General features: G+C 64.0%; 20 protein-coding genes. All 20 read left to right on the top strand.

Translation table 11 applies throughout. The features are described 5' to 3' along the window. The first annotated feature begins 72 nt into the window (after positions 1 to 72). The 20 genes from LOY26_RS19150 to fliR all read left to right on the top strand — a co-directional run bounded on the left by LOY26_RS19150 (position 73) and on the right by fliR (position 22,137). Positions 73 to 4,935, top strand: a complete 4,863-nt coding sequence (locus LOY26_RS19150; protein ID WP_258713993.1) for a glycosyltransferase — start codon at positions 73 to 75, stop codon at positions 4,933 to 4,935. 133 nt (positions 4,936 to 5,068) lie between these two features. After that, positions 5,069 to 6,289 (top strand): PAS domain-containing sensor histidine kinase, encoded by a 1,221-nt coding sequence (locus LOY26_RS19145; RefSeq protein ID WP_258713992.1) that lies wholly within the window; start codon positions 5,069 to 5,071, stop codon positions 6,287 to 6,289. Further along, positions 6,286 to 7,650, top strand: coding sequence for a sigma-54 dependent transcriptional regulator (locus LOY26_RS19140; protein WP_258713991.1), 1,365 nt, complete (start codon positions 6,286 to 6,288; stop codon positions 7,648 to 7,650). The genes LOY26_RS19145 and LOY26_RS19140 overlap by 4 nt, the downstream gene beginning before the upstream one ends. Positions 7,651 to 7,908: 258 nt before the next feature. Continuing rightward, complete coding sequence (fliE, locus tag LOY26_RS19135) at positions 7,909 to 8,241, top strand: flagellar hook-basal body complex protein FliE (protein ID WP_033699469.1); 333 nt, start codon at positions 7,909 to 7,911, stop codon at positions 8,239 to 8,241. A gap of 15 nt (positions 8,242 to 8,256) precedes the next feature. Next, positions 8,257 to 10,035 carry a flagellar basal-body MS-ring/collar protein FliF gene (fliF, locus tag LOY26_RS19130; RefSeq protein WP_186656322.1) on the top strand — a complete coding sequence of 593 codons (1,779 nt, stop codon included), beginning with the start codon at positions 8,257 to 8,259 and terminating at the stop codon, positions 10,033 to 10,035. Further along, complete coding sequence (fliG, locus tag LOY26_RS19125; protein ID WP_027593031.1) at positions 10,028 to 11,047, top strand: flagellar motor switch protein FliG; 1,020 nt, start codon at positions 10,028 to 10,030, stop codon at positions 11,045 to 11,047. The genes fliF and fliG overlap by 8 nt, the downstream gene beginning before the upstream one ends. A 170-nt stretch (positions 11,048 to 11,217) precedes the next feature. Beyond that, on the top strand, positions 11,218 to 11,988 hold the full coding sequence (gene fliH, locus LOY26_RS19120; RefSeq protein WP_186656325.1) for a flagellar assembly protein FliH: 771 nt from the start codon (positions 11,218 to 11,220) through the stop codon (positions 11,986 to 11,988). Beyond that, the gene (gene fliI, locus LOY26_RS19115; protein WP_258713990.1) at positions 11,978 to 13,336 is read left to right on the top strand and encodes a flagellar protein export ATPase FliI; all 1,359 of its coding nucleotides are present in this window, start codon (positions 11,978 to 11,980) and stop codon (positions 13,334 to 13,336) included. Before fliH ends, fliI begins: the two co-directional genes overlap by 11 nt. 6 nt (positions 13,337 to 13,342) lie before the next feature. Continuing rightward, positions 13,343 to 13,795 carry a flagellar export protein FliJ gene (gene fliJ, locus LOY26_RS19110; protein WP_033699465.1) on the top strand — a complete coding sequence of 151 codons (453 nt, stop codon included), beginning with the start codon at positions 13,343 to 13,345 and terminating at the stop codon, positions 13,793 to 13,795. 108 nt (positions 13,796 to 13,903) lie between these two features. Beyond that, positions 13,904 to 14,209 carry an STAS domain-containing protein gene (locus LOY26_RS19105; RefSeq protein WP_033699464.1) on the top strand — a complete coding sequence of 102 codons (306 nt, stop codon included), beginning with the start codon at positions 13,904 to 13,906 and terminating at the stop codon, positions 14,207 to 14,209. 8 nt (positions 14,210 to 14,217) lie between these two features. Continuing rightward, positions 14,218 to 15,909, top strand: coding sequence for a fused response regulator/phosphatase (locus LOY26_RS19100; protein WP_258713989.1), 1,692 nt, complete (start codon positions 14,218 to 14,220; stop codon positions 15,907 to 15,909). A gap of 76 nt (positions 15,910 to 15,985) precedes the next feature. Further along, complete coding sequence (locus tag LOY26_RS19095) at positions 15,986 to 16,333, top strand: Hpt domain-containing protein (protein ID WP_186656334.1); 348 nt, start codon at positions 15,986 to 15,988, stop codon at positions 16,331 to 16,333. A 71-nt stretch (positions 16,334 to 16,404) separates the two neighbouring features. Further along, on the top strand, positions 16,405 to 17,661 hold the full coding sequence (locus LOY26_RS19090) for a flagellar hook-length control protein FliK (RefSeq protein WP_258713988.1): 1,257 nt from the start codon (positions 16,405 to 16,407) through the stop codon (positions 17,659 to 17,661). 211 nt (positions 17,662 to 17,872) lie between these two features. Then, on the top strand, positions 17,873 to 18,370 hold the full coding sequence (gene fliL, locus LOY26_RS19085) for a flagellar basal body-associated protein FliL (RefSeq protein WP_033699458.1): 498 nt from the start codon (positions 17,873 to 17,875) through the stop codon (positions 18,368 to 18,370). A 9-nt stretch (positions 18,371 to 18,379) separates the two neighbouring features. Continuing rightward, positions 18,380 to 19,348: a flagellar motor switch protein FliM gene (gene fliM / locus LOY26_RS19080; protein WP_027593022.1), complete on the top strand. Its 969-nt coding sequence runs from the start codon at positions 18,380 to 18,382 to the stop codon at positions 19,346 to 19,348. A 47-nt stretch (positions 19,349 to 19,395) separates the two neighbouring features. Continuing rightward, positions 19,396 to 19,860 (top strand): flagellar motor switch protein FliN, encoded by a 465-nt coding sequence (gene fliN / locus LOY26_RS19075; protein WP_027593021.1) that lies wholly within the window; start codon positions 19,396 to 19,398, stop codon positions 19,858 to 19,860. Between the two features lie 12 nt (positions 19,861 to 19,872). Continuing rightward, positions 19,873 to 20,307, top strand: coding sequence for a flagellar biosynthetic protein FliO (gene fliO, locus LOY26_RS19070; RefSeq protein WP_047583666.1), 435 nt, complete (start codon positions 19,873 to 19,875; stop codon positions 20,305 to 20,307). Further along, positions 20,307 to 21,062, top strand: a complete 756-nt coding sequence (gene fliP / locus LOY26_RS19065) for a flagellar type III secretion system pore protein FliP (protein ID WP_077068491.1) — start codon at positions 20,307 to 20,309, stop codon at positions 21,060 to 21,062. The genes fliO and fliP overlap by 1 nt, the downstream gene beginning before the upstream one ends. A 21-nt stretch (positions 21,063 to 21,083) precedes the next feature. After that, complete coding sequence (fliQ, locus tag LOY26_RS19060) at positions 21,084 to 21,353, top strand: flagellar biosynthesis protein FliQ (protein WP_033699456.1); 270 nt, start codon at positions 21,084 to 21,086, stop codon at positions 21,351 to 21,353. A 7-nt stretch (positions 21,354 to 21,360) separates the two neighbouring features. Next, positions 21,361 to 22,137, top strand: coding sequence for a flagellar biosynthetic protein FliR (gene fliR / locus LOY26_RS19055; RefSeq protein ID WP_033699454.1), 777 nt, complete (start codon positions 21,361 to 21,363; stop codon positions 22,135 to 22,137). The last annotated feature ends 2 nt before the right edge of the window (positions 22,138 to 22,139 follow it).

The following is a 22,139-nucleotide window of genomic DNA, read 5'->3' as shown; positions in this document are numbered from 1 at the left end:
CATACAGGCTACGTGCCGACAGGCGCCGTGTCGCTTGACGCAAGCGAGCAACCATTTTGGGGAAGTGACAGCATGACGAATTGGGCTTTGATCGCAGGTGGGCGTTGTGCCGGGCAACCTTGGCGAGTACGGGTAGCTGGGTTTTGCCTGGAAGATCAGCAGGCATTCCTGCTGTCCGATGCGGACTGGGAAGGCTTGCAGCGCAAATTGCCGCTGCAGCCCCTGACGGTGTATGGCTTGAGCAACGGGCTGTTGTTCGAGCGGGCTACCGATGCCGCAGGAGAGGCCGATGGCGTGCTTCTGATTGCCCACCCTCGTCAGGCCCAGGCGGTGTGCGAGTTGCCGTCCAAAGCACAGCGATATCTGCTATTAGGTGATGCCGAGCAACGGGAGGCGCTGCAAGAAGAAGCCGCCTTCAGCAAAATCCTTGTCCCGGCAAAGGAAGGCCAGCCCAGTACTTCGCTGGTCTGCCTGGATTACCTGAAACTTCCCGATGCTGACGCATCCGACTCGCAAGCGTGGCCAATCACCCGAGATACGGAAGATCGCGACTACTCCAGGAACTACCATTGTTCGGCAGACTACTGGCTGTACAAGGTAACCACCGCAATCGCTGATGATGCCGCTGCGGTACGGCACCTCGAGCCCCTGTTGAGTGTCGTGATCCCGACCTACAACCACGGGCGTTACCTTGGCCAGTGTGTCCAGTCGGTACTCGACCAGGGCGTGGACGATATCGAGATCCTGGTGCTGGACAATGCGTCCACGGACGACACCACCGAGGTAATGGCGGCATTCGCGGGCAACCCGAGCGTGCGCTACATCCGTAACCGATACAATTTCGGCCCAGGCTACAACTGGCGCAATGGCCTGCGTATCGCACAGGGGCGGTACTTCACGTTCCTTTCCGCCGACGATTATTTCAACCCAGGCCACCTGTCGCGCCTGTTGCCTACGCTGGAGAGCCAGCCCCACGTGGCGGTTGGCTATACCGGCATTCGCTGGGTCAATGGCGCTGGGCAGGCGTTGAACCAGCCTCGTCATCCCGGTTACCGCAACGGCGATTATGTCGGTGGGCGCAATGAAGTCGCTGACCTGCTGATTTTCGACAGTTACATGACACCGTCGGCAGTGATCTACCGGCGTGAGGCATTTTGTCAGGTCTGGAGCCCAGGCAAGACGTACGGTGCCGGTGACTGGGAGATGGTCGTGCAGATGGCGGAGCGTTACCCCGATTTCGCCTATGTCGATATGCCCGGTGTCAGCTATCGCTGGCACGGTGCGCAGGAGTCGAACCAGTTCTACGCCTCCGTTGAGCCATTGATCGGGCACCTTGCCATTGTCGAAGGCGTATTCGAGCGCAATGCGCAGCATCACCTCTACGGGCGTGAGCGCGAGGTGGCGGCGCACCTCGAGCGGCGTCTGGAGCAATACCCTGGCGAGCAGCATTCCGAGTTGGGTGCCCGGGCGCGCCAGCTCTGCGAGCGTTTGGAAGGGCAGGCGCGGCAGCAAGAGACGACGTTGTTCTCGATTATCGTGACGACCTACAACCGCCCGCAATTGCTCAGCGATGCGCTGAACAGCATTGGCCACCAGTCTTTCAAGGACTTCGAGGTCATTCTGGTCAATGACAACGGCGACCCGGTCGAGTCGCTGCTGGCTGATTACGATTTCCCTGTCACGTACATCCGCCAAGGCCGTAATCGCGGCCCTGCCGCTGCCCGTAACACTGCTTTGCACCTGGCCCGTGGTCGGTATGTCGTTTATCTGGACGACGACGACCTGTTCCTGCCTGGTCATCTCGAAGCATTGGCCAACGCGCTGGCGGCTCACCCCGACAGCGTGGTGTATACGGATGCGGTGTTCATTCAGGAAACGATCACGGCGGGCGAGAGGGCCGAGGTGGCGCGTGAGCAGCGCTACCCCCACGAGGCGTACTCCCGCGAACGGTTACTGGTCAACAACTACATCCCAGTCAACACCTTTGCCTGCCCACGTGCGCTTGCGCTGGCCGTAGGGGGCTTCGACGAATCACTGACAGGTCTGGAGGATTGGGACTTCCTCATGCGCTTATGTGCTCGAAGCGCTTTCCACCATGTTCGTGATGAGACGGTGCAAGTGCGCATGCGCCGGGATGACAATGCCCCTGCACGACGTTCGGAGCAGGCACTGCAAGATTACCCTGCGCTGTATCGTGAGTTGTATGCACGCCATGCCGACTGTGGTAGCGATGAAGTCAAGCGCGGGCGCCAGCAAATGCTGGAGCATCTGGGCGAAAAGCCCAAGTCATTGACACTGCAAGACTGGCTGGCCGAACGCGTTCCGGATGCCATGCAGAGCCGGCTGATCGGGCAGCGCCTGCAAGCCCATCAGGGTGGGCCTGTAATCGGGGTCATCGTGGTGGACGCTGAAGGGCATGCGGATGCCTTGAAAGCATCGCTGCAAAGCTTGAGCAGCGATAACTGCCTTTACCCCACAGTGAAAGTCATCGCGCTGACGCCGGGGGAGGCACCCGCAACTTCGGCCCAGGGCAAACTGCAGTGCCTGCGTTTGAGTGACGCCAGCCTCAGCGACCAGCTCAACCAGGCAGTGCTGGCGGGTGAGTTCGACTGGTTCATGCTGGTAGAGGCGGGCGTTGAGTTCACTGCCAGCGGCCTGCTGATTGCCGCGCTTGATCTGCTGGCAGCGCCTGGCTGTCGGGCCGTTTATGGTGATGAAGGTTTGCGTGGCGATGGCGCGGAAATGGGCGCTGCGCTGCGCCCTGACCTCAACCTTGATCTTCTTCTGAGTTTGCCGGCGAGCCTGTCACGCCACTGGTTGTTCAACCGTCAGGTGTGGCTGGACATGGGCGGCTTCCGCCAGGAGGCAGGCCAGGCGTTCGAGCTGGAGTACATCCTGCGCCTGATCGAGACCGCCGGTTTCGAGGGGCTGGGGCATATCAGCGAGCCGTTGCTGATCAGCGATGCGCAGACGCTGCGCGACTGCCCGGACGAGCGCGAGGTCATTCAGCGCCATCTGCATGCACGCGGTTTTCCGCAGGCTCGCGTCGAGTCGCGTCTGCCCGGGCGTTATGACCTCGACTACGGCGCCCCCGGTGATTTGCCGGTCAGCATCCTGATCCTGCTCCAGGGCAACAGCACGGAGCGGGCGCAGCGTTGCATGGAAACCATCCTGGAGAAGACGCCCCATCGAAACTACGAGGTGCTTCTGCTGGCGCGCAATGATGCCGGCCCAGCAGTGAGCAGCTGGCTCGATAGCGTTGCCCAGCTCGGCACCGATGCCATTCGTTGCTTGCGTTTCCCTGCCGGCATGGCGCCTGCGCACATGCGCAACCAGGCCGCCGAGCAGGCGCGTGGTGAGTTCCTGCTGTGGCTGGACGAGGGCGCTGCGGTGCTCGATAGCGACTGGTTGCAGCAGATGCTCAACCATGGCGTGCGCCAGGAAGTCGGCGTGGTGGGGGCCAAGCTGGTGGCGGGGGACGCTACCATCAGCCATGCCGGTTTCGTGCTCGGCCTGAACGGCCCGGTTGGCGAAGCCTTTGCCGGGCAGCCGCTGGATGCATCTGGCTACCTGCAGCGCCTGCAGGTCGACCAGAACTATGTCGCAGTGAGCGGCAAGTGCTTGCTGGTGAACAAGGGCCTGTTCCTGGAGGTGGGTGGTTTCGACGAGACACCCGAGCTGCAGCGCTGGGCGGATGTCGATCTGTGCCTGCGCCTGTCCCGTGCCGGCTACCTGAACGTGTGGACGCCGCGTGTGCAATTGCTGCTCAGCGAAGATGCGGCAACGCCGGCCAGCACCGAGGAAGAAGACGCCCTGTTTGCCCGCTGGCTGCCGGCACTGGCGCGAGACCCGTTCTACAACCCGAACTTCTCGCTGTCGTCCACCAATGGCTTCGGCCTGGCGCCCACCCAGCTGAGCTGGCGACCGCTGTCGTCCTGGAAGCCGCTGCCGACGATCCTGGCCCATGCGGCGGACAGGCAGGGTTGTGGCAACTACCGGGTCATCCAGCCGCTCGATGCGCTCAGCCGCGAGGGGCTGGCCGAGGGGCTGCTGTCGTGGAATCACCTGGCACCAGGCGAACTGGAGCGTTACCAGCCGGACAGCATCGTCCTGCAGCGCCAGGTGGGCGACGAGCAGATTGAGCACATACGCCGGATGCACGCGTTTTCGCAGGCCTTCAAGGTCTTCGAGCTGGACGACTATCTGCCCAACCTGCCGATCAAGAGCGTACACAGGGCGCACATGCCCAAGGACATTCTGCGCTCCATACGTCGCGGCCTGGCCTATGTGGACCGCTTTGTCGTCTCTTCGCAGCCGCTGGCCGAAGCCTTTGCCGGCCTGCATGACGATATCCGGGTGGTACACAACACGCTGGATACCCGCTACTGGAAAGGCCTCAACGCCCAGCGCCGGCAGTCGCGCAAACCGCGTGTCGGCTGGGCGGGCGGCGCAAGCCACACGGGCGACCTGGAAGTGATCGCGGACGTGGTCAGGGAGCTGGCCAACGAGGTGGAGTGGGTGTTCTTCGGCATGTGCCCGGATAAGCTGCGGCCTTATGTGCATGAGTTCCACCAAGGCATTGCCTTTGAACACTACCCCGCGGCGCTGGCCAGAATGAACCTGGACCTGGCCCTGGCGCCCGTCGAGCAGAACCTGTTCAACGAGTGCAAGAGCAACCTGCGCCTGCTGGAGTACGGCGCCTGTGGTTTCCCGGTGATCGCCAGCGACGTACGTTGCTATCAGGGCTACAGCGACTTGCCGGTCACCCTGGTGAAGAACCGCTTCCGTAGCTGGGTAGAGGCCATCCGCATGCACCTTGCCGACCTGGATGCGACGGCGAAGGCGGGCGATGCACTGCGCGATGCGGTGCAGGGCGGCTGGATGCTCGAAGGCGAAAACCTGAATCACTGGCGCAAGGCCTGGCTGCCGGATTGAGCCTGGCTGGCCTCCCTTGCCCATTGCGGGCGAGGGAGGCAGCGCATCCGAAAATCCCCATCTTCGGCACGGCTATTGCTACACCGCTGGCAACATACCGTTTTTATGACGGTCAGCCACGCGAGAGAGCACGATGCCCCAGGCCGCCCACGTTTCCCGAGCCCCCGATCCGCAGGGGCATGCCCTGATCGAGCAGGAAAGCCGACAGGGTGTCGAGCAAGCCTTCGCCCTGTTCAACCAGGTCTCCAGCCAGCTGAGCCAGTCCTACAGCCTGCTTGAAGCGCGGGTCAGCGAACTGAAGGGCGAGCTGGCGGTGGTCAGCGCCCAGCGCATCGCCGAACTCAGTGAAAAGGAACGCCTGGCCAACCGCCTGCAGAACCTGCTGGACCTGCTGCCCGGCGGGGTGATCGTGATCGATGGCCACGGCCTGGTGCGCGAAGCCAACCCGGCCGCCTGCGAACTGCTCGGCGAGCCGCTGATCGGCGAGCTGTGGCGCCAGGTGATTGCCCGCAGCTTCGCCCCGCGCAAGGACGACGGCCATGAAGTCTCGCTGCGCGACGGCCGCCGCCTGTCCATCGCCACCCGCTCGCTGGATGCCGAGCCCGGCCAGTTGGTGCTGCTCAACGACCTGACAGAAACCCGTCGCCTGCAAGACCAGTTGGCTCGCCACGAGCGCTTGTCGTCGCTGGGGCGCATGGTCGCCTCGCTGGCCCATCAGATCCGCACGCCCCTGTCGGCAGCCATGCTCTACGCCAGCCACCTGGCCGATAGCGAGCAAGACCTGAGCGTGGAAACCCGCCAGCGCTTCGTCGGTACCTTGAAGGAGCGCCTGCACGAGCTGGAGCACCAGGTGCGCGACATGTTGGTGTTCGCCCGTGGCGAGCTGCCGCTCGGCGATCGGGTGAGCCCCAAAGGGCTGTTCCAGGCCTTGCAGCAGGCCGCGCAGTCGCACGTGCAAGGGCATGCCGTGCGTTGGCAGTGCGACAGCCACCTGGGCGAGCTGCTGTGCAACCGCGACACCTTGGTCGGCGCCATGCTCAACCTGATCGAGAATGCCCTGCAAGCGAGCGAGGCGCCGGCGCGGCTCAAGGTGCACGTGTTCCGTCGCCAGCAGGTGTTGCACCTGTGCGTGAGTGACGCCGGCAGCGGCATCGACGCCGACGTGCTGGGCCGCCTGGGCGAGCCGTTCCTGACCACCAAGGCCACCGGCACCGGCCTGGGCCTGGCCGTGGTCAAGGCCGTGGTGCGGGCGCACCAGGGTACGCTCAGCGTGCGTTCCAAGGTCGGGCGCGGCACCTGCGTGCGGGTCGAGCTGCCGTTGATCGATGGGCAACTGGCGGAGGCGCACGGATGACCATCAAGGTGCTGCTGGTCGAGGATGACCGCGTGTTACGCCAGGCGCTTGGCGATACCCTGGAAATCGGCGGTTTCGCCTACCGCGCCGTGGGCAGTGCCGAAGAGGCACTGGAGGCTGTGCTGAGCGAAGCGTTCAGCCTGGTGGTGAGTGACGTGAACATGCCGGGTATGGATGGGCACCAGTTGCTGGCGCAGTTGCGCCGCCAGCAGCCGCAACTGCCGGTGTTGCTGATGACCGCGCATGCTGCGGTGGAACGTGCCGTGGAAGCGATGCGCCAGGGCGCAGCCGATTACCTGGTCAAGCCGTTCGAGCCCAAGGCGCTGCTGTGTTTGGTGCAGCGCCATGCTGCCGGGCGCGTGAGTGCGGTGGACGAGGAGGGGCCGGTAGCCTGTGAGCCGGCCAGCCGACAATTGCTGGAGCTGGCCGCGCGCGTGGCGCGCAGCGACTCGACGGTGCTGATCTCGGGTGAGTCGGGTACCGGCAAGGAAGTGCTGGCACGCTTCATTCACCAGCAGTCCCCGCGGGCAGGCCAGCCCTTCGTGGCGATCAACTGCGCGGCGATCCCCGACAACATGCTCGAAGCCACCTTGTTTGGCCATGAGAAGGGCGCTTTCACCGGCGCCATCGCGGCCCAGGCCGGCAAGTTCGAGCAGGCCGAGGGCGGCACCTTGCTGCTCGACGAAATCTCCGAGATGCCGCTGACGTTGCAGGCCAAGCTGTTGCGGGTGTTGCAGGAGCGTGAGGTGGAGCGGGTAGGCGGGCGCAAGCCGATCAGCCTGGACATCCGCGTGCTGGCCACCACCAACCGCGATCTGGCGGGCGAAGTGGCGGCGGGGCGGTTCCGTGAAGACTTGTATTACCGATTGTCGGTGTTCCCCCTGGCCTGGTGCCCGTTGCGCGAGCGCAAGGGCGACATCCTGCAACTGGCCGAACGCCTGCTGGCCCGCCATGTCGGCAAGATGAAGCATGCGCCGGTGCGTTTGTCTGCCCAAGCGCGGGCCTGCCTGCAGGCGTATGCCTGGCCGGGTAACGTGCGCGAACTGGACAACGCCTTGCAGCGGGCGCTGATCCTGCAGCAGGGCGGGGTGATCGAGGCGGCGGATTTTTGTCTGGCCGGCGCCATTCCCTTGTCGGCGAGCGCGGCGCCTTCATTGCCCGAAGTGGCGGTCGAGGCGGGGGGCCTGGGTGATGACCTGCGCCGCCATGAGTACCAGACCATCATCGACACCTTGCGCGCCGAGCGTGGCCGCCGCAAGGAGGCCGCCGAGCGGCTGGGCATCAGCCCGCGCACCTTGCGTTACAAGCTGGCACAAATGCGCGATGCCGGGTTTGACGTCGAGGCCAGCCTCTTCGGCTGATAAGCCGCAGGTGCGGGCTATGTCGGGTGCGGCCTTTGTAGGAGCGGCCTTGTGTCGCGAAAGGGGCGCGTAGCGGCCCCGGCGATTTTTGCTGCGCCACAGCACCTGGGGCCGCTACGCGCCCCTTTCGCGACACAAGGCCGCTCCTACAACGGCGCGTCAAATCAGAAGGGTGGCAAGGCTGGCACCTTTGTTGCTTTACACGAGCTATCCGCCGCATGAGTGTCAAAAAAATGCGGCCGCCGGAGAGAGAAGGTCATGAGCCAAGGTGTTGAATTCAATCGTCTGATGCTGGACATGCGGGCCATGCAGGCCGACGCCATGTCGTTGCCCAAGGTGTCCGCCGCGCCTGAGCTGGCGCCGGGCCAGAGCAGCTTTGCCGACATGCTCGGCCAGGCCATCGGCAAGGTGCATGAGACCCAGCAGGCCTCTACCCAGCTGGCCAACGCCTTCGAGATTGGCAAGAGCGGCGTCGACCTGACCGACGTGATGATCGCTTCGCAAAAGGCCAGCGTTTCCATGCAGGCGATGACCCAGGTGCGCAACAAGCTGGTCCAGGCGTACCAGGACATCATGCAGATGCCGGTTTGAGGACGGACGTAACCCATGGCTGAAGCAGTCGTCGACAACGCCCCCGCCAAGAGCGGCCAGCCAGCGTCCAAGCCGCCGCTGTTCGGTATGGCGTTTCTGGAAAACATCTCGCAGATGCCCATGCTGCGTCAGGTCGGCCTCATGGTCGGCTTGGCCGCGAGCGTGGCCATCGGCTTTGCCGTGGTGCTGTGGTCGCAACAGCCCGACTACCGGCCGCTGTACGGCAGCCTGTCGGGCATGGACACCAAGCAGGTCATGGAAACCCTGGCCGCTGCAGACATTCCCTACAACGTCGAGCCCAATTCCGGCGCTCTGCTGGTCAAGGCCGACGACCTCTCCCGTGCGCGCCTGAAACTGGCGGCCGCAGGCGTGGCACCGAGCGATGGCAATGTCGGTTTCGAACTGCTCGACAAGGAGCAGGGCCTGGGCACCAGCCAGTTCATGGAGGCCACCCGCTATCGCCGCAGCCTCGAAGGTGAACTGGCGCGCACAGTGTCCAGCCTGAACAACGTCAAGGGCGCACGCGTGCACCTGGCGATCCCGAAAAGCTCGGTGTTCGTGCGTGACGAACGCAAGCCTAGCGCCTCGGTACTGGTCGAATTGTACCCAGGCCGCGCGCTGGAAGCCGGGCAGGTGATGGCGATCGTCAACCTGGTCGCCACCAGCGTGCCAGAGCTGGACAAGTCGCAGGTCACCGTCGTCGACCAGAAGGGCAACCTGCTGTCCGAGCAGTTGCAGGACACCGCCCTGACCATGGCGGGCAAGCAGTTCGACTACAGCCGCCGCATGGAAAGCATGCTCACCCAGCGCGTGCACAATATCCTGCAGCCGGTGTTGGGCAATGACCGCTACAAGGCCGAAGTGTCCGCCGACCTGGACTTCAGTGCGGTGGAATCGACGTCCGAGCAGTTCAACCCGGACCAGCCGGCGCTGCGCAGCGAGCAGTCGGTCGACGAGCAGCGCGCCAGCAGCCAGGGCCCACAAGGCGTGCCGGGTGCACTGAGCAACCAGCCACCGGGTGCTGCCTCTGCACCGCAAACCACCGCCGCAGCCGCCACCCCGGCCCCTGCCATCCAGCCTGGCCAACCGCTGGTGGATGCCAACGGCCAGCAGATCATGGACCCGGCCACCGGCCAGCCAATGCTCGCGCCGTACCCGTCGGACAAACGTCAGCAGAGCACCAAGAACTTCGAGCTGGACCGCTCCATCAGCCACACCCGTCAGCAGCAGGGCCGCATGACCCGCCTGTCGGTAGCGGTGGTGGTCGACGACCAGCTCAAGGTCGACCCTACCAGCGGCGAAGCCACCCGTGCCCCATGGGGTGCCGAGGACCTGGCACGCTTTACCCGCCTGGTGCAGGACGCGGTCGGCTTCGATGCCAGCCGCGGCGACAGCGTGACGGTAATCAACGTGCCGTTCGCCGCCGACCGTGGCGAAGAAATCGCCGACATCGCCTTCTATCAGCAGCCGTGGTTCTGGGACATCGTCAAGCAAGTGCTGGGCGTGGTGTTCATCCTGGTGCTGGTGTTCGGCGTACTGCGGCCGGTGCTCAACAACATCACCGGGGGCGGCAAGCAGGCTGCCTCGGATAGCGACATGGAGCTGGGCGGCATGATCGGTCTGGATGGCGAACTGGCCAACGACCGCGTCAGTCTGGGTGGCCCGACAAGCATTCTGTTGCCAAGCCCGAGCGAGGGTTACGAGGCGCAGCTCAACGCAATCAAAGGCCTGGTGGCCGAAGACCCGGGCCGCGTGGCCCAGGTCGTGAAAGACTGGATCAACGCCGATGAGTGATAACCGAGCCGTTACCGCCAAGCTGAGCCGTGTCGACAAAGCGGCGATCCTCCTGCTCTCGCTGGGCGAAACCGATGCTGCCCAGGTTCTGCGGCACATGGGGCCCAAGGAAGTGCAGCGGGTGGGTGTGGCCATGGCGCAGATGGGCAACGTGCACCGCGATCAGGTCGAGCAGGTGATGAGCGAGTTCGTCGACATCGTTGGCGACCAGACCAGCCTGGGTGTCGGCTCCGACGGTTATATCCGCAAGATGCTCAACCAGGCCCTGGGCGAAGACAAGGCCAACGGCCTGATCGACCGCATCCTGCTGGGCGGCAACACCAGCGGCCTGGACAGCCTCAAGTGGATGGAGCCGCGTGCCGTGGCCGATGTGATCCGCTACGAGCACCCGCAGATCCAGGCCATCGTGGTCGCCTACCTGGACCCTGACCAGGCCGGTGAAGTGCTGAGCAACTTCGACCACAAGGTGCGGTTGGATATCATCCTGCGCGTATCTTCGCTCAACACCGTGCAACCGGCAGCGCTCAAGGAGCTGAACCAGATTCTCGAGAAGCAGTTCTCGGGCAACTCCAATGCCGCGCGGACCACCTTGGGTGGTATCAAGCGTGCCGCTGACATCATGAACTTCCTCGACAGCTCGGTGGAAGGTGCGCTGATGGACTCCATCCGCGAGGTCGACAACGACCTGTCGGAGCAGATCGAAGACCTGATGTTCGTCTTCAACAACCTGGCCGATGTCGACGACCGCGGTATCCAGGCGCTGTTGCGCGAGGTGTCCTCCGACGTGCTGGTGGTGTCGCTCAAGGGCGCCGACGAGCGGGTCAAGGACAAGATCTTCAAGAACATGTCCAAGCGTGCCTCGGAACTGCTGCGCGACGACCTGGAGGCCAAGGGGCCGGTGCGGGTCAGCGACGTGGAAACGGCGCAGAAGGAAATCCTCACCATCGCTCGCCGCATGGCCGAGGCTGGCGAGATCGTGCTCGGTGGCAAGGGCGCCGAGGAAATGATCTGATCCATCCTCGTGTAGGAGCGGCCTTGCGTCGCGAAAGGGCCGCAGAGCGGACCCGGCGATATAGGTTGCGACGCTGAAATCCAGGGGCCGCTTCGCAGCCCTTTCGCGACGCAAGGCCGCTCCTACACGGGGCCGCGTTGCTTGCAGATGGTTTTTGAGTACCTGAGAACATGTCCAGCAAAGAGCACCACCCCAGCGACCTGATTCGCGCCCGCGACCTCGAGGGCGTCGACGTCTGGGCGCTTCCCAGCTTCGACCCGCAGCCTGAGCCGCAACCCGAGCCTGAGCCGGAACCGGTAGCCATCGAGGAAGAAGTCGAGGAAGTGCCGCTGGAAGAAGTCCAGCCGCTGACCCTCGAAGAGCTCGAAGCGATTCGCCAGGAGGCCTACAACGAAGGCTTCGCCACCGGTGAGCGCGAGGGCTTTCACAGCACCCAGCTGAAGGTGCGCCAGGAGGCCGAACAGGCCCTGGCAGCCAAGCTGGGCAGCCTCGAGCAGTTGATGGCGAACCTGATGGAGCCCATTGCCGAACAGGACACGCAAATCGAGAAAACCCTGGTGCACCTGGTCGCGCACATGACCCGCCAGGTGATCGGCCGCGAGTTGCGCAATGACTCCAGCCAGATCACCCAGGTGCTGCGCGAAGCCCTCAAGCTGCTGCCGATGGGCGCCGACAACATCCGCATCCATCTCAACCCCCAGGATTTCGAACTGGCCAAGGCCCTGCGCGAACGCCATGAAGAAAACTGGCGCCTGCTTGAAGACGAAGCCCTGCTGCCGGGTGGCTGCCGCATCGAGACGGCGCACAGCCGCATCGACGCCAGCATGGAGACGCGTATCGAGAAGGCCGTGGCGCAGTTGTTCGACCAGCTTCACGACCATTCCCTGCACCCGGCGCCAGCGGATATGTCCATCGACCTGGACCACCCCGATGCGCCTTGATCGCACCAGTTTCGGCAAGCGCCTGGGCAGTTACGCCGAGGCGATCGAACTGCCGGCGCAACCCATCGTCGAAGGCCGCCTGCTGCGCATGGTCGGCCTCACCCTGGAGGCCGAAGGCCTGCGCGCCGCAGTGGGCAGCCGCTGCCTGGTGATCAACGACGACAGCTTCCACCCGGTGCAGGTCGAAGCCGAAGTCATGGGCTTTTCCGGCACCAAGGTGTTCCTCATGCCGGTTGGCAGCATCGTCGGTATCGCCCCCGGCGCACGGGTGGTACCGCTGGATGACGGCGGCCGCCTGCCGATGGGCATGAGCATGCTCGGGCGGGTGCTGGACGGCGCCGGGCGCGCCCTCGATGGCAAAGGCGGCATGAAGGCCGAAGACTGGGTACCGATGGACGGCCCGGTCATCAACCCGCTCAACCGCGACCCCATCAGCGTGCCGCTGGATGTGGGCATTCGCAGCATCAATGGCCTGCTCACCGTCGGTCGCGGCCAGCGCCTGGGCCTGTTCGCCGGTACCGGCGTGGGTAAGTCGGTGTTGCTGGGCATGATGACGCGCTTCACCGAAGCCGAGATCATCGTCGTCGGGCTGATCGGCGAGCGGGGCCGCGAGGTGAAGGAATTCATCGAGCATATTCTCGGTGAAGAAGGCCTCAAGCGCTCGGTGGTGGTCGCATCGCCTGCCGATGATGCGCCGCTGATGCGCCTGCGTGCTGCCATGTATTGCACGCGTATCGCCGAGTACTTCCGCGACAAGGGCAAGAATGTGCTGTTGTTGATGGATTCGCTGACCCGTTTTGCCCAGGCCCAGCGTGAAATCGCCCTGGCCATCGGTGAGCCGCCGGCCACCCGCGGTTACCCGCCGTCGGTGTTCGCCAAGCTGCCCAAGCTGGTGGAGCGCGCCGGTAATGGCGAGGCCGGTGGCGGCTCGATCACCGCGTTCTACACGGTCTTGTCGGAAGGCGATGACCAGCAGGACCCAATCGCCGACTCGGCGCGGGGTGTGCTCGACGGCCACTTCGTGTTGTCGCGCCGCCTGGCCGAGGAAGGCCACTACCCGGCGATCGACATCGAAGCCTCGATCAGCCGGGTCATGCCCCAGGTGGTCGATAGCGACCATTTGCGCCAGGCGCAAAAATTCAAGCAACTGTGGTCGCGCCTGTCGCAGAGCCGCGACCTGATCAGCGTGGGTGCCTATGTGCCGGGTGGCGACCCGGAGACGGACCTGGCCATCGCCTTGCAATCGCGGCTGGTGGACTTTTTGCGCCAAGGCCTGGACGAGAACGTCGGCATGGCGCAGAGCCGCGAGCAGCTGGGGGCGATCTTCACGCCTCCGGCGGCGGGCTGATAGGCCATGGCGCTGCCTGGACGTGCTGCGCGCCTGGCGCCGGTGGTGACCATGGCCGAAGAGGCCGAGCGCAAGGCTGCCCAGCGCCTTGGGCACTTCCAGCAGCAGGTGGCCCAGGCGCAGGTCAAGCTGGCCGAGCTCGAGCGCTTTCGTGAAGACTACCAACTGCAGTGGATCAACCGCGGCGGGCAGGGCGTCGATGGCAACTGGCTGGTCAACTACCAGCGCTTCCTCGGGCAATTGGAAACGGCCATGACCCAGCAGCGCCAGAGCCTTACCTGGCACCAGAACAACCTGAACAACGCCCGCGGCGCCTGGCAACAGGCCTATGCCCGGGTGGAGGGGTTGCGCAAGTTGGTGCAACGTTACCTGGACGAAGCACGGCGGGCCGAAGACAAACGCGAACAGCGACTGCTCGACGAACTGTCCCAGCGCCTGCCGCGGCAAAGCCACTTTTAACTTGCACTGGCCTGCGCGCCGCTGGCGGGGCCGTGTGCTTGCCACCCATGCCATCGCCTGCTAAACCTTAAAAGAGTTGCATCCGCCATCATCGAAGGAATCGCTAGCATGGCAGTCGAAACTGATTTTTCGCAGGACGGGAAAAAGCTGACGATCAAGATCACAGGGCGCTTCGATTTCGGCAAGCATCAGGAGTTTCGTGATGCCTACGAGCGCCAGAACGACCAGCCTGACTCGGTGGTGGTCGACCTGAAGGACGCCACCTACCTCGATAGCTCCGCGCTCGGCATGCTGTTGCTATTGCGTGACCATGCAGGCGGCGACGAGGCCGACGTGAGCGTCATTCATGCCAGCTCCGACGTTCGCAAGATCCTCGCCATCTCCAATTTCGACAAACTGTTCGATATCAGTTGAGCCGTGTGATGGCTGCCGAACAGGCATTGACCGTGCTGGTTGCCGAAGACGGGGCGGCCGACCGCCTGCTGCTTGCGCAGATCGTCCGGCGCCAAGGGCACCAGGTGTTCACGGCCGAAAACGGCGAGCAGGCGGTGGCGCTGTTTGTCGAGCGGCGGCCGCAACTGGTACTGCTCGATGCGTTGATGCCGGTGATGGACGGGTTCGAGGCGGCTCGGCAGATCAAGGCCCTGGCCGGCGAAGCGCTGGTGCCGATCATTTTCCTGACCTCGCTGAACGAGGAAGACGCCCTGGTGCGCTGCCTGGAGGCTGGCGGCGATGATTTCATGGCCAAGCCTTACCGGGCGGTGATCCTCGCCGCCAAGATACGCGCCATGGACCGCCTACGCCGGTTGCAGGCGACCGTGCTGGCCCAGCGCGACGAGATCACTTGCCACCATCACCACCTGCTCAACGAGCAGCGGGTGGCCAAGGCCGTGTTCGACAAGGTGGCCCATGCCGGTTGCCTGGCCGCGCCCAATATCCGCTACCTGCAATCGCCCTATGCGCTGTTCAACGGTGACCTGCTGCTGGCAGCGTTCACGCCGTCTGGGGACATGCAGGTGCTACTGGGCGATTTCACCGGCCACGGCCTGCCTGCCGCCGTCGGCGCCATGCCCCTGGCCGAGGTGTTCTACGGCATGACGGCCAAGGGCTATGGCCTGGTGCAGACCCTGCGCGAGATGAACGCCAAGCTCAAGCGCATCCTGCCGGTGGACATGTTCTGCTGTGCGTTGATGCTCAACCTCAGCGTGCAGCGCGGTTCGGTGGAGGTGTGGAACGGCGGCATGCCTGACGGCTATCGCTTGTCGGCGGGCGGTGAGGTGCTGTCGGCGTTGGTCTCGCGCCATCTGCCGCTGGGCGTTCTTGCGCCCGAGCGCTTCGATGACAGCACCGAAGTGCTGCCGTTGGCGGCAGGTGAGCGCTTGCTGTTGTTGTCGGACGGGGTGCTCGACACGGCCGATGACCAAGAACGTTTGTTCGGCGTCGAGCGCCTGCATGAGGTGTTGGCCGGCAACCGAGACCCTGTGCGCCTGTTCGATGAGGTGATGCAGGCCCTTGAGCGTTTCGGTGGGCGGCCTCGGGACGACATCAGCTTGTGTGACATCCGCATGTTCACGGCGGATGAGCGGGTGCCGGCGCCAATGATCTACGCTGAACGCGGCCGGCCCAGCCCGCTCGACTGGTCGCTCGGCTTCGAACTGCGCGGCGAAAGCCTGAGGCGGTTCAACCCGGTGCCGTACCTGGTGCAACTGTTGCAAGAGATCCACCCGCTGCGCTCGCGCACCGGCAGCCTGCACAGTGTGCTCAGCGAGCTGTTTTCCAATGCCCTGGAGCATGGGGTGCTGGGCCTGGATTCGCGGCTCAAGCGCGATGTTGAGGGCTTTGCCGACTACTATCGAGAGCGTGCCCGGCGATTGGGGGCTTTGGCTGACGGCTTCGTGCGCATCGACCTCAAGGTTGAACCCCATGCCCAGGGCGGGCGTCTGATGATCGAGGTGCGTGACAGTGGCGCAGGGTTCGATGTACAGCAGGTATTGTCGCGGCCAGCGCAGGAGCAGTGTTTGAGTGGCCGGGGTGTGAACCTGGTGCGGCGGCTCGGCAGCGACGCTCAGTGGTGCGAAGGTGGCCGCTGTGCGCGGGTCGAGTTTGTCTGGTGAGTGCTTGGGGTGAGCGGTTTTGTAGAGGGCCACGCCCTGGCTCAGGCATAATCTGGCTTGATCAAGGAGTGAACAAGTGACTGAGATTCATATCGACCACAAGGTGCTCAGTGATCTGCGTGAGGTCATGGAGGATGGCTACCTGCATCTGGTGCAGACATTCCTGGATGACTCCGAGCGGCGCCTGAGCGAACTGCACGCCGCCAAGAGTGCCGACGAGCTGGGTTCGGCCGCGCATAGTTTCAAGGGCAGCAGCAGCAACATGGGGGCTGTCGCCCTGGCCGGTTTGTGTCAGCAACTGGAAGACCGCGTACGGCAGCCACCCTTGTATGGCATTGAGGACCTGATCAACCGCATCGACCTTGAATATGTGGAGGTTCGGCGCTTCTACCGCGGTGAGGAACACCGCATCTCGGCAGGCTGATGCACACTTGGCCTGAGTCTTGCCTGTCTTTGCCCGGATGATTACTCAGTTTCTGGCGCGGAGACCGCTCAATGCCTGTCGCACCCAATCCTTTGTTGCAAGCAAATGCCGTAGGCAAGTCGTCGCGAGCGGCCAGCTCGATGGCGGACAAGCCGTTACAGGCGCTGGGCGGCGCGGGCGGCGGCTTCGATCAGGTCATGGCCAAACAGAAAACCTTCGGGCAGGACGACAAGGTCGCCCAGGCCCAGGCCAAGCCCAAGGACAAGCCAGAGCCGGCGCAAGGCGGCAAAAAAGAGGCTGCCGACAAGCCAGCGGTTGCCGATGACGGCAACAAATTGCCAAGCGATGATCAGGCCGATACGGGGCTGAGCGACGCCAACCTGGTGGCCGGCCAGGTCACCGATGCGCAACCCGGTGCGCAATTGATTCAAGCCCAGGCCGAGGCGGTCGCGCCGGTGCTGCAAGCTGCCGCTGCGCAGTCGCTGGCGAGCGCCGCGCTGCCAGAAGAGGCGCCCGCCGAAGAAGCCTTCGACCCTGACGCCGACCCCTTGGCCAACCTGCCGACCTTGCGCCTGGCGCTGGAGCAGAGCGCTCAGGCCAAGGGCACCACCTCGGCACACGCTGTGGACCCTTCGCAGGCCCAGGGCGACGAGGCTAGCGTCAATACCTTGGCGAACCTGATCGACAACGCCGAGGGTGAGGCGGGCGAGCCGGGTGGCAAGGCCTTTGGCGCGCTGCTCGAAGATGGCTTGAAAGACACCAAGGCTGCCAGCAGCGACACGCGCATCGACGATTTTGCCGATCGCCTGGCCAGCCTGACCCAGGCGGCCACGGCGAAGACCGCCAATGCCGTGCCGGCGAATGCCAGCCCATTGCACCAGCCGCTGCCAATGAACCAGAGCGCCTGGACCGAGGGCCTGGTCAATCGGGTCATGTACTTGTCCAGCCAGAACCTCAAATCGGCGGATATCCAGTTGGAGCCGGCGGAGTTGGGGCGGCTGGACATTCGCGTCAATGTGGCGACGGACCAGTCGACCCAGGTGACGTTCATCAGCGGCCACGCCGGCGTGCGTGATGCGCTCGACAGCCAGCTGCACCGGCTGCGGGAGTTGTTTGCCCAGCAGGGCTTGGCGCAGCCGGATGTCAACGTTGCTGACCAGTCGCGGGGGCAGCAGCAACACCAGCAGGCGCAGGAGCAGGGCAGTAATCTGTCGGGGGTTGCGGCGCGGCAGGGCGCCGGGCAGGGCGGCGTAGAACAGGGCGAGAGTGCTGGCGCGGTTGAGCAGCAGGTGGTGATTGGCGACAGTGCGGTTGATTATTACGCGTGAGAGCAGGGTGCATGTCGTTAGGTTTTTAGCGCCTGTGAGATCGAGCGCCGCGCGGGCGGCGCTCGATCTCACAGGCGCTGCACATCCAACGACAAGCCCAACGACAAACCCCTCCGAACCTCATTCCATCCTCCTCCCCAAAACCTGGCATAACACTTGCTCAAGCCACGTCATCCTCCTGTGAACCCCCGATGGACGACGGATTATTGGCATGGCGAAAACCGAAGCAGTAAAAGACCCCGCCACAAAAGGCAAACTCAAGCTGATCCTGCTGTTGGTGCTGGGCCTGGTACTGGCAATCGGCCTTTCGGTGGGCGCCACCTGGTTCATCATGCACAAGAGCGAGCCGGCCCCCGCAGCCGACCCGGCCGCGGCCAACGCCAAGCCCGCGGCCCTCTACGAAGCCCTCACCCCAGCCTTCGTGGTCAATTTCAACCAGAACGGTCGCCAGCGCTACATGCAACTGAGCATCACCTTGCAAGGCCGCAACCAGGCCGACCTGGACGCCCTCAAGGTGCACATGCCGGTGATTCGCAACAACCTGGTGATGATGTTCTCCGGGCAAGGCTTCGATACCTTGGCCAGCAGCCCGGTCGGGCAGGAAATGCTGCGTCAGAAAGCCACCGCCGTGGTCCAGGAAGTCGCACAGAAGGAAGTCGGCAAGCCGGTCATCGACCAGTTGCTGTTCACCAATTTCGTATTGCAGTAGGAGTCCGCAATGGCCGTACAGGACCTGCTGTCCCAGGATGAAATCGATGCGCTGTTGCACGGTGTCGACGACGGTCTGGTGCAGACCGAAAGCGCTTCCGAGCCAGGCAGTATCAAAAGCTACGACCTGACCAGCCAGGATCGGATCGTGCGCGGTCGCATGCCGACCCTGGAAATGATCAACGAGCGCTTTGCCCGCTACACCCGCATCAGCATGTTCAACCTGCTGCGCCGCTCCGCCGACGTGGCGGTGGGCGGCGTGCAGGTGATGAAGTTCGGCGAGTACGTGCATTCGCTGTATGTGCCGACCAGCCTCAACCTGGTCAAGATCAAGCCGCTGCGTGGCACTTCGCTGTTCATCCTCGACGCCAAGCTGGTGTTCAAGCTGGTGGACAACTTCTTCGGGGGTGACGGCCGTCACGCCAAGATCGAAGGCCGTGAGTTCACCCCGACCGAGCTGCGGGTGGTGCGCATGGTCCTTGACCAGTGCTTCGTCGACCTCAAGGAAGCCTGGCAGGCGATCATGCCGGTCAACTTCGAGTACATGAACTCTGAGGTCAACCCGGCCATGGCCAACATCGTCGGTCCCAGTGAGGCGGTGGTGGTGTCGACCTTCCACATCGAGCTGGACGGCGGTGGCGGCGACCTGCACGTGACCATGCCGTACTCGATGATCGAGCCGGTGCGCGAGATGCTCGATGCCGGCTTCCAGTCTGACCTGGACGACCAGGACGAGCGCTGGGTCAAGGCCCTGCGCGAGGACGTGCTGGACGTTGCCGTGCCCTTGACCGCCACCGTCGCCCGCCGCCAGCTGAAGCTGCGCGACATCCTGCACATGCAGCCGGGCGATGTGATCCCGGTGGAGCTGCCCGAACACCTGGTGTTGCGCGCCAACGGCGTGCCGTCGTTCAAGGCGCGCCTGGGCTCGCACAAGGGCAACCTGGCGCTGCAGATCATCGACCCGATCGAACGCCGCTGACGGCGTGCCGGTCGCTCACTACGAATTGAATGCCTGTCGAGGAAATCATGGCTAACGAAAACGAGATCACCTCCCCAGAGGATCAGGCCCTGGCCGACGAATGGGCCGCGGCGCTGGAGGAAACCGGTGACGCCGGCCAAGCCGATATCGATGCGCTGCTGGGCGGTGACACCGGCAACAGCGGCGCGGGCCGCCTGCCGATGGAAGAGTTCGCCAGCTCGCCGCGGCCGAACGAAAATGTCAGCCTGGAAGGCCCCAACCTGGACGTGATCCTGGATATCCCGGTGAACATTTCCATGGAAGTGGGCAGCACCGAGATCAACATCCGCAACCTGCTGCAGCTCAACCAGGGTTCGGTGATCGAGCTCGATCGCCTGGCCGGTGAGCCGCTCGACGTGCTGGTCAACGGCACCTTGATCGCCCATGGCGAAGTGGTGGTGGTCAACGAGAAGTTCGGCATCCGCCTGACCGACGTGATCAGCCCCAGCGAACGTATCAAGAAGCTGCGCTGAGTGAAGGGCTCGATGCGCGCCAGCGCCGCCTTTGCCGGGCTGTTCGCCAGCCAGTTGGCCTGTGCGGCGGCCAGCCCTGCGGCGACCACCGCCGCCGCACCCGGCAGCCTGAGTGGGCAACTGGCGCAGATGGTCTTTGGCCTGCTGCTGGTGGTGGGCCTGATCTTCTTCCTGGCCTGGTTGTTGCGCCGTATGCAAGGCACGGCGGTCAAGGGTGGGCAGGTGATCGAGATCGTCGGCAGCCGGGCCATCGGCCCGCGTGACCGGCTGTTGCTGGTGCAGGTCGGCAAGGAGCAGATCCTGATCGGCCATACCCCAGGCAGTATCGAGGCTTTGCATGTGCTGGCCGAACCCGTGGAAGTGCCCGCCACTGCTCGTCAGGCGACGCCGGAGTTCGCCCAGCGGCTGATGGAGCTGATGGGCAAGGACCCTAAGGACAACAAGTGATGATCGGCGTGCTGCGCATGATGTTGACTCTGGCGCTGCTGCTGGCCGCGCCGTTGGCCCTGGCCGCCGACCCGCTGTCGATCCCGGCCATTACCCTGTCCAATGGGGCGGACGGGCAGCAGGAGTATTCGGTCAGCCTGCAGATCCTGCTGATCATGACGGCGCTGAGTTTCATCCCGGCGTTCGTCATCCTGATGACCAGCTTCACCCGCATCATCATCGTCTTCTCGATTTTGCGTCAGGCCCTGGGTTTGCAGCAGACGCCTTCGAACCAGATCCTGACCGGCATGGCGCTGTTCTTGACCATGTTCATCATGGCGCCGGTGTTCGACCGGGTGAACCAGGATGCCCTGCAGCCGTACCTGAAGGAACAGATGACCGCCCAGCAGGCCATCGACAAAGCCCAGGGGCCACTCAAGGACTTCATGCTGGCGCAAACCCGGCAGAGCGACCTGGACCTGTTCATGCGCCTGTCCAAGCGCACCGACATCGCCGGCCCCGACCAGGTGCCGCTGACCATCCTGGTACCGGCCTTCGTCACCTCAGAGCTCAAGACCGCGTTCCAGATCGGTTTCATGATCTTCATCCCGTTCCTGATCATCGACATGGTGGTCGCCAGCGTGCTGATGGCGATGGGTATGATGATGCTGTCACCGCTGATCATTTCGCTGCCGTTCAAGATCATGCTGTTCGTCCTGGTCGATGGCTGGGCGCTGATCATGGGCACCCTGGCCAGTAGTTTCGGCGGCGTCTGACGCTGCCAAGGAGAGCCACGCATGACCCCTGAAGTTGCTGTCGACCTGTTCCGCGATGCCCTCTGGATGACCACGCTGATGGTCGCCATCCTGGTGGTGCCGAGCCTGCTGGTGGGCCTGATGGTGGCGATGTTCCAGGCTGCCACGCAGATCAACGAACAGACCCTGAGCTTTCTGCCGCGCCTGCTGGTGATGCTGGTTACGCTGATCGTCGCCGGGCCGTGGCTGGTGCAGAAGTTCATGGAGTACATCACCACCCTCTACACCAGCATCCCGCAGCTGATCGGTTGACACGGCCATGCTGGAGCTGACCGACGCGCAGATCGGCACCTGGGTCGCCACCTTCATCCTGCCGTTGTTCCGGGTGACGGCGGTGCTGATGACCATGCCGATCTTCGGCACGCGCATGCTGCCGGCGCGGGTGCGCCTGTACGTGGCGGTGGCCATCACCGTGGTGATCGTGCCGGCGCTGCCGCCGTTGCCCGAATTCGACCCGTTGAGCCTGCAGGGGCTGCTGCTGTGTGGTGAGCAGGTCATCGTCGGGGCGTTGTTCGGTTTCTCGTTGCAGTTGCTGTTCCAGGCCTTCGTCATCGCCGGCCAGATCGTCGCGGTGCAGATGGGCATGGCCTTCGCCTCGATGGTCGACCCGGCCAACGGTGTCAACGTCACGGTGATCAGCCAGTTCATGACCATGCTGATCAGCGTGCTGTTCCTGTTGATGAACGGGCACCTGGTAGTGTTCGAGGTGCTCACCGAAAGCTTCACCACCTTGCCGGTGGGTAACGCGCTGGTGGTCAATCAGTTCTGGGAAATGGCCGGGCGCCTGGGCTGGGTGTTTGGCGCCGGGCTATTGCTGATCTTGCCGGTGATCGCAGCCTTGCTGGTGGTGAACATCGCCTTTGGCGTGATGACGAGGGCGGCGCCGCAGTTGAACATCTTCTCTATCGGCTTCCCGCTGACCCTGGTCATGGGCATGGGGATTTTCTGGATAGGCCTGGCCGATATTCTTTCCCACTACCAGGCATTGGCCAGCGATGCGCTGCAATGGCTGCGTGATCTGGCGAGGGCGCGCTGAGC

Source organism: Pseudomonas sp. B21-047, assembly GCF_024748775.1.
Taxonomy (GTDB): domain Bacteria; phylum Pseudomonadota; class Gammaproteobacteria; order Pseudomonadales; family Pseudomonadaceae; genus Aquipseudomonas; species Aquipseudomonas capeferrum.
Note: the sequence above shows the minus strand (reverse complement) of the source record. Positions and strands in the feature narration are given on the sequence as shown.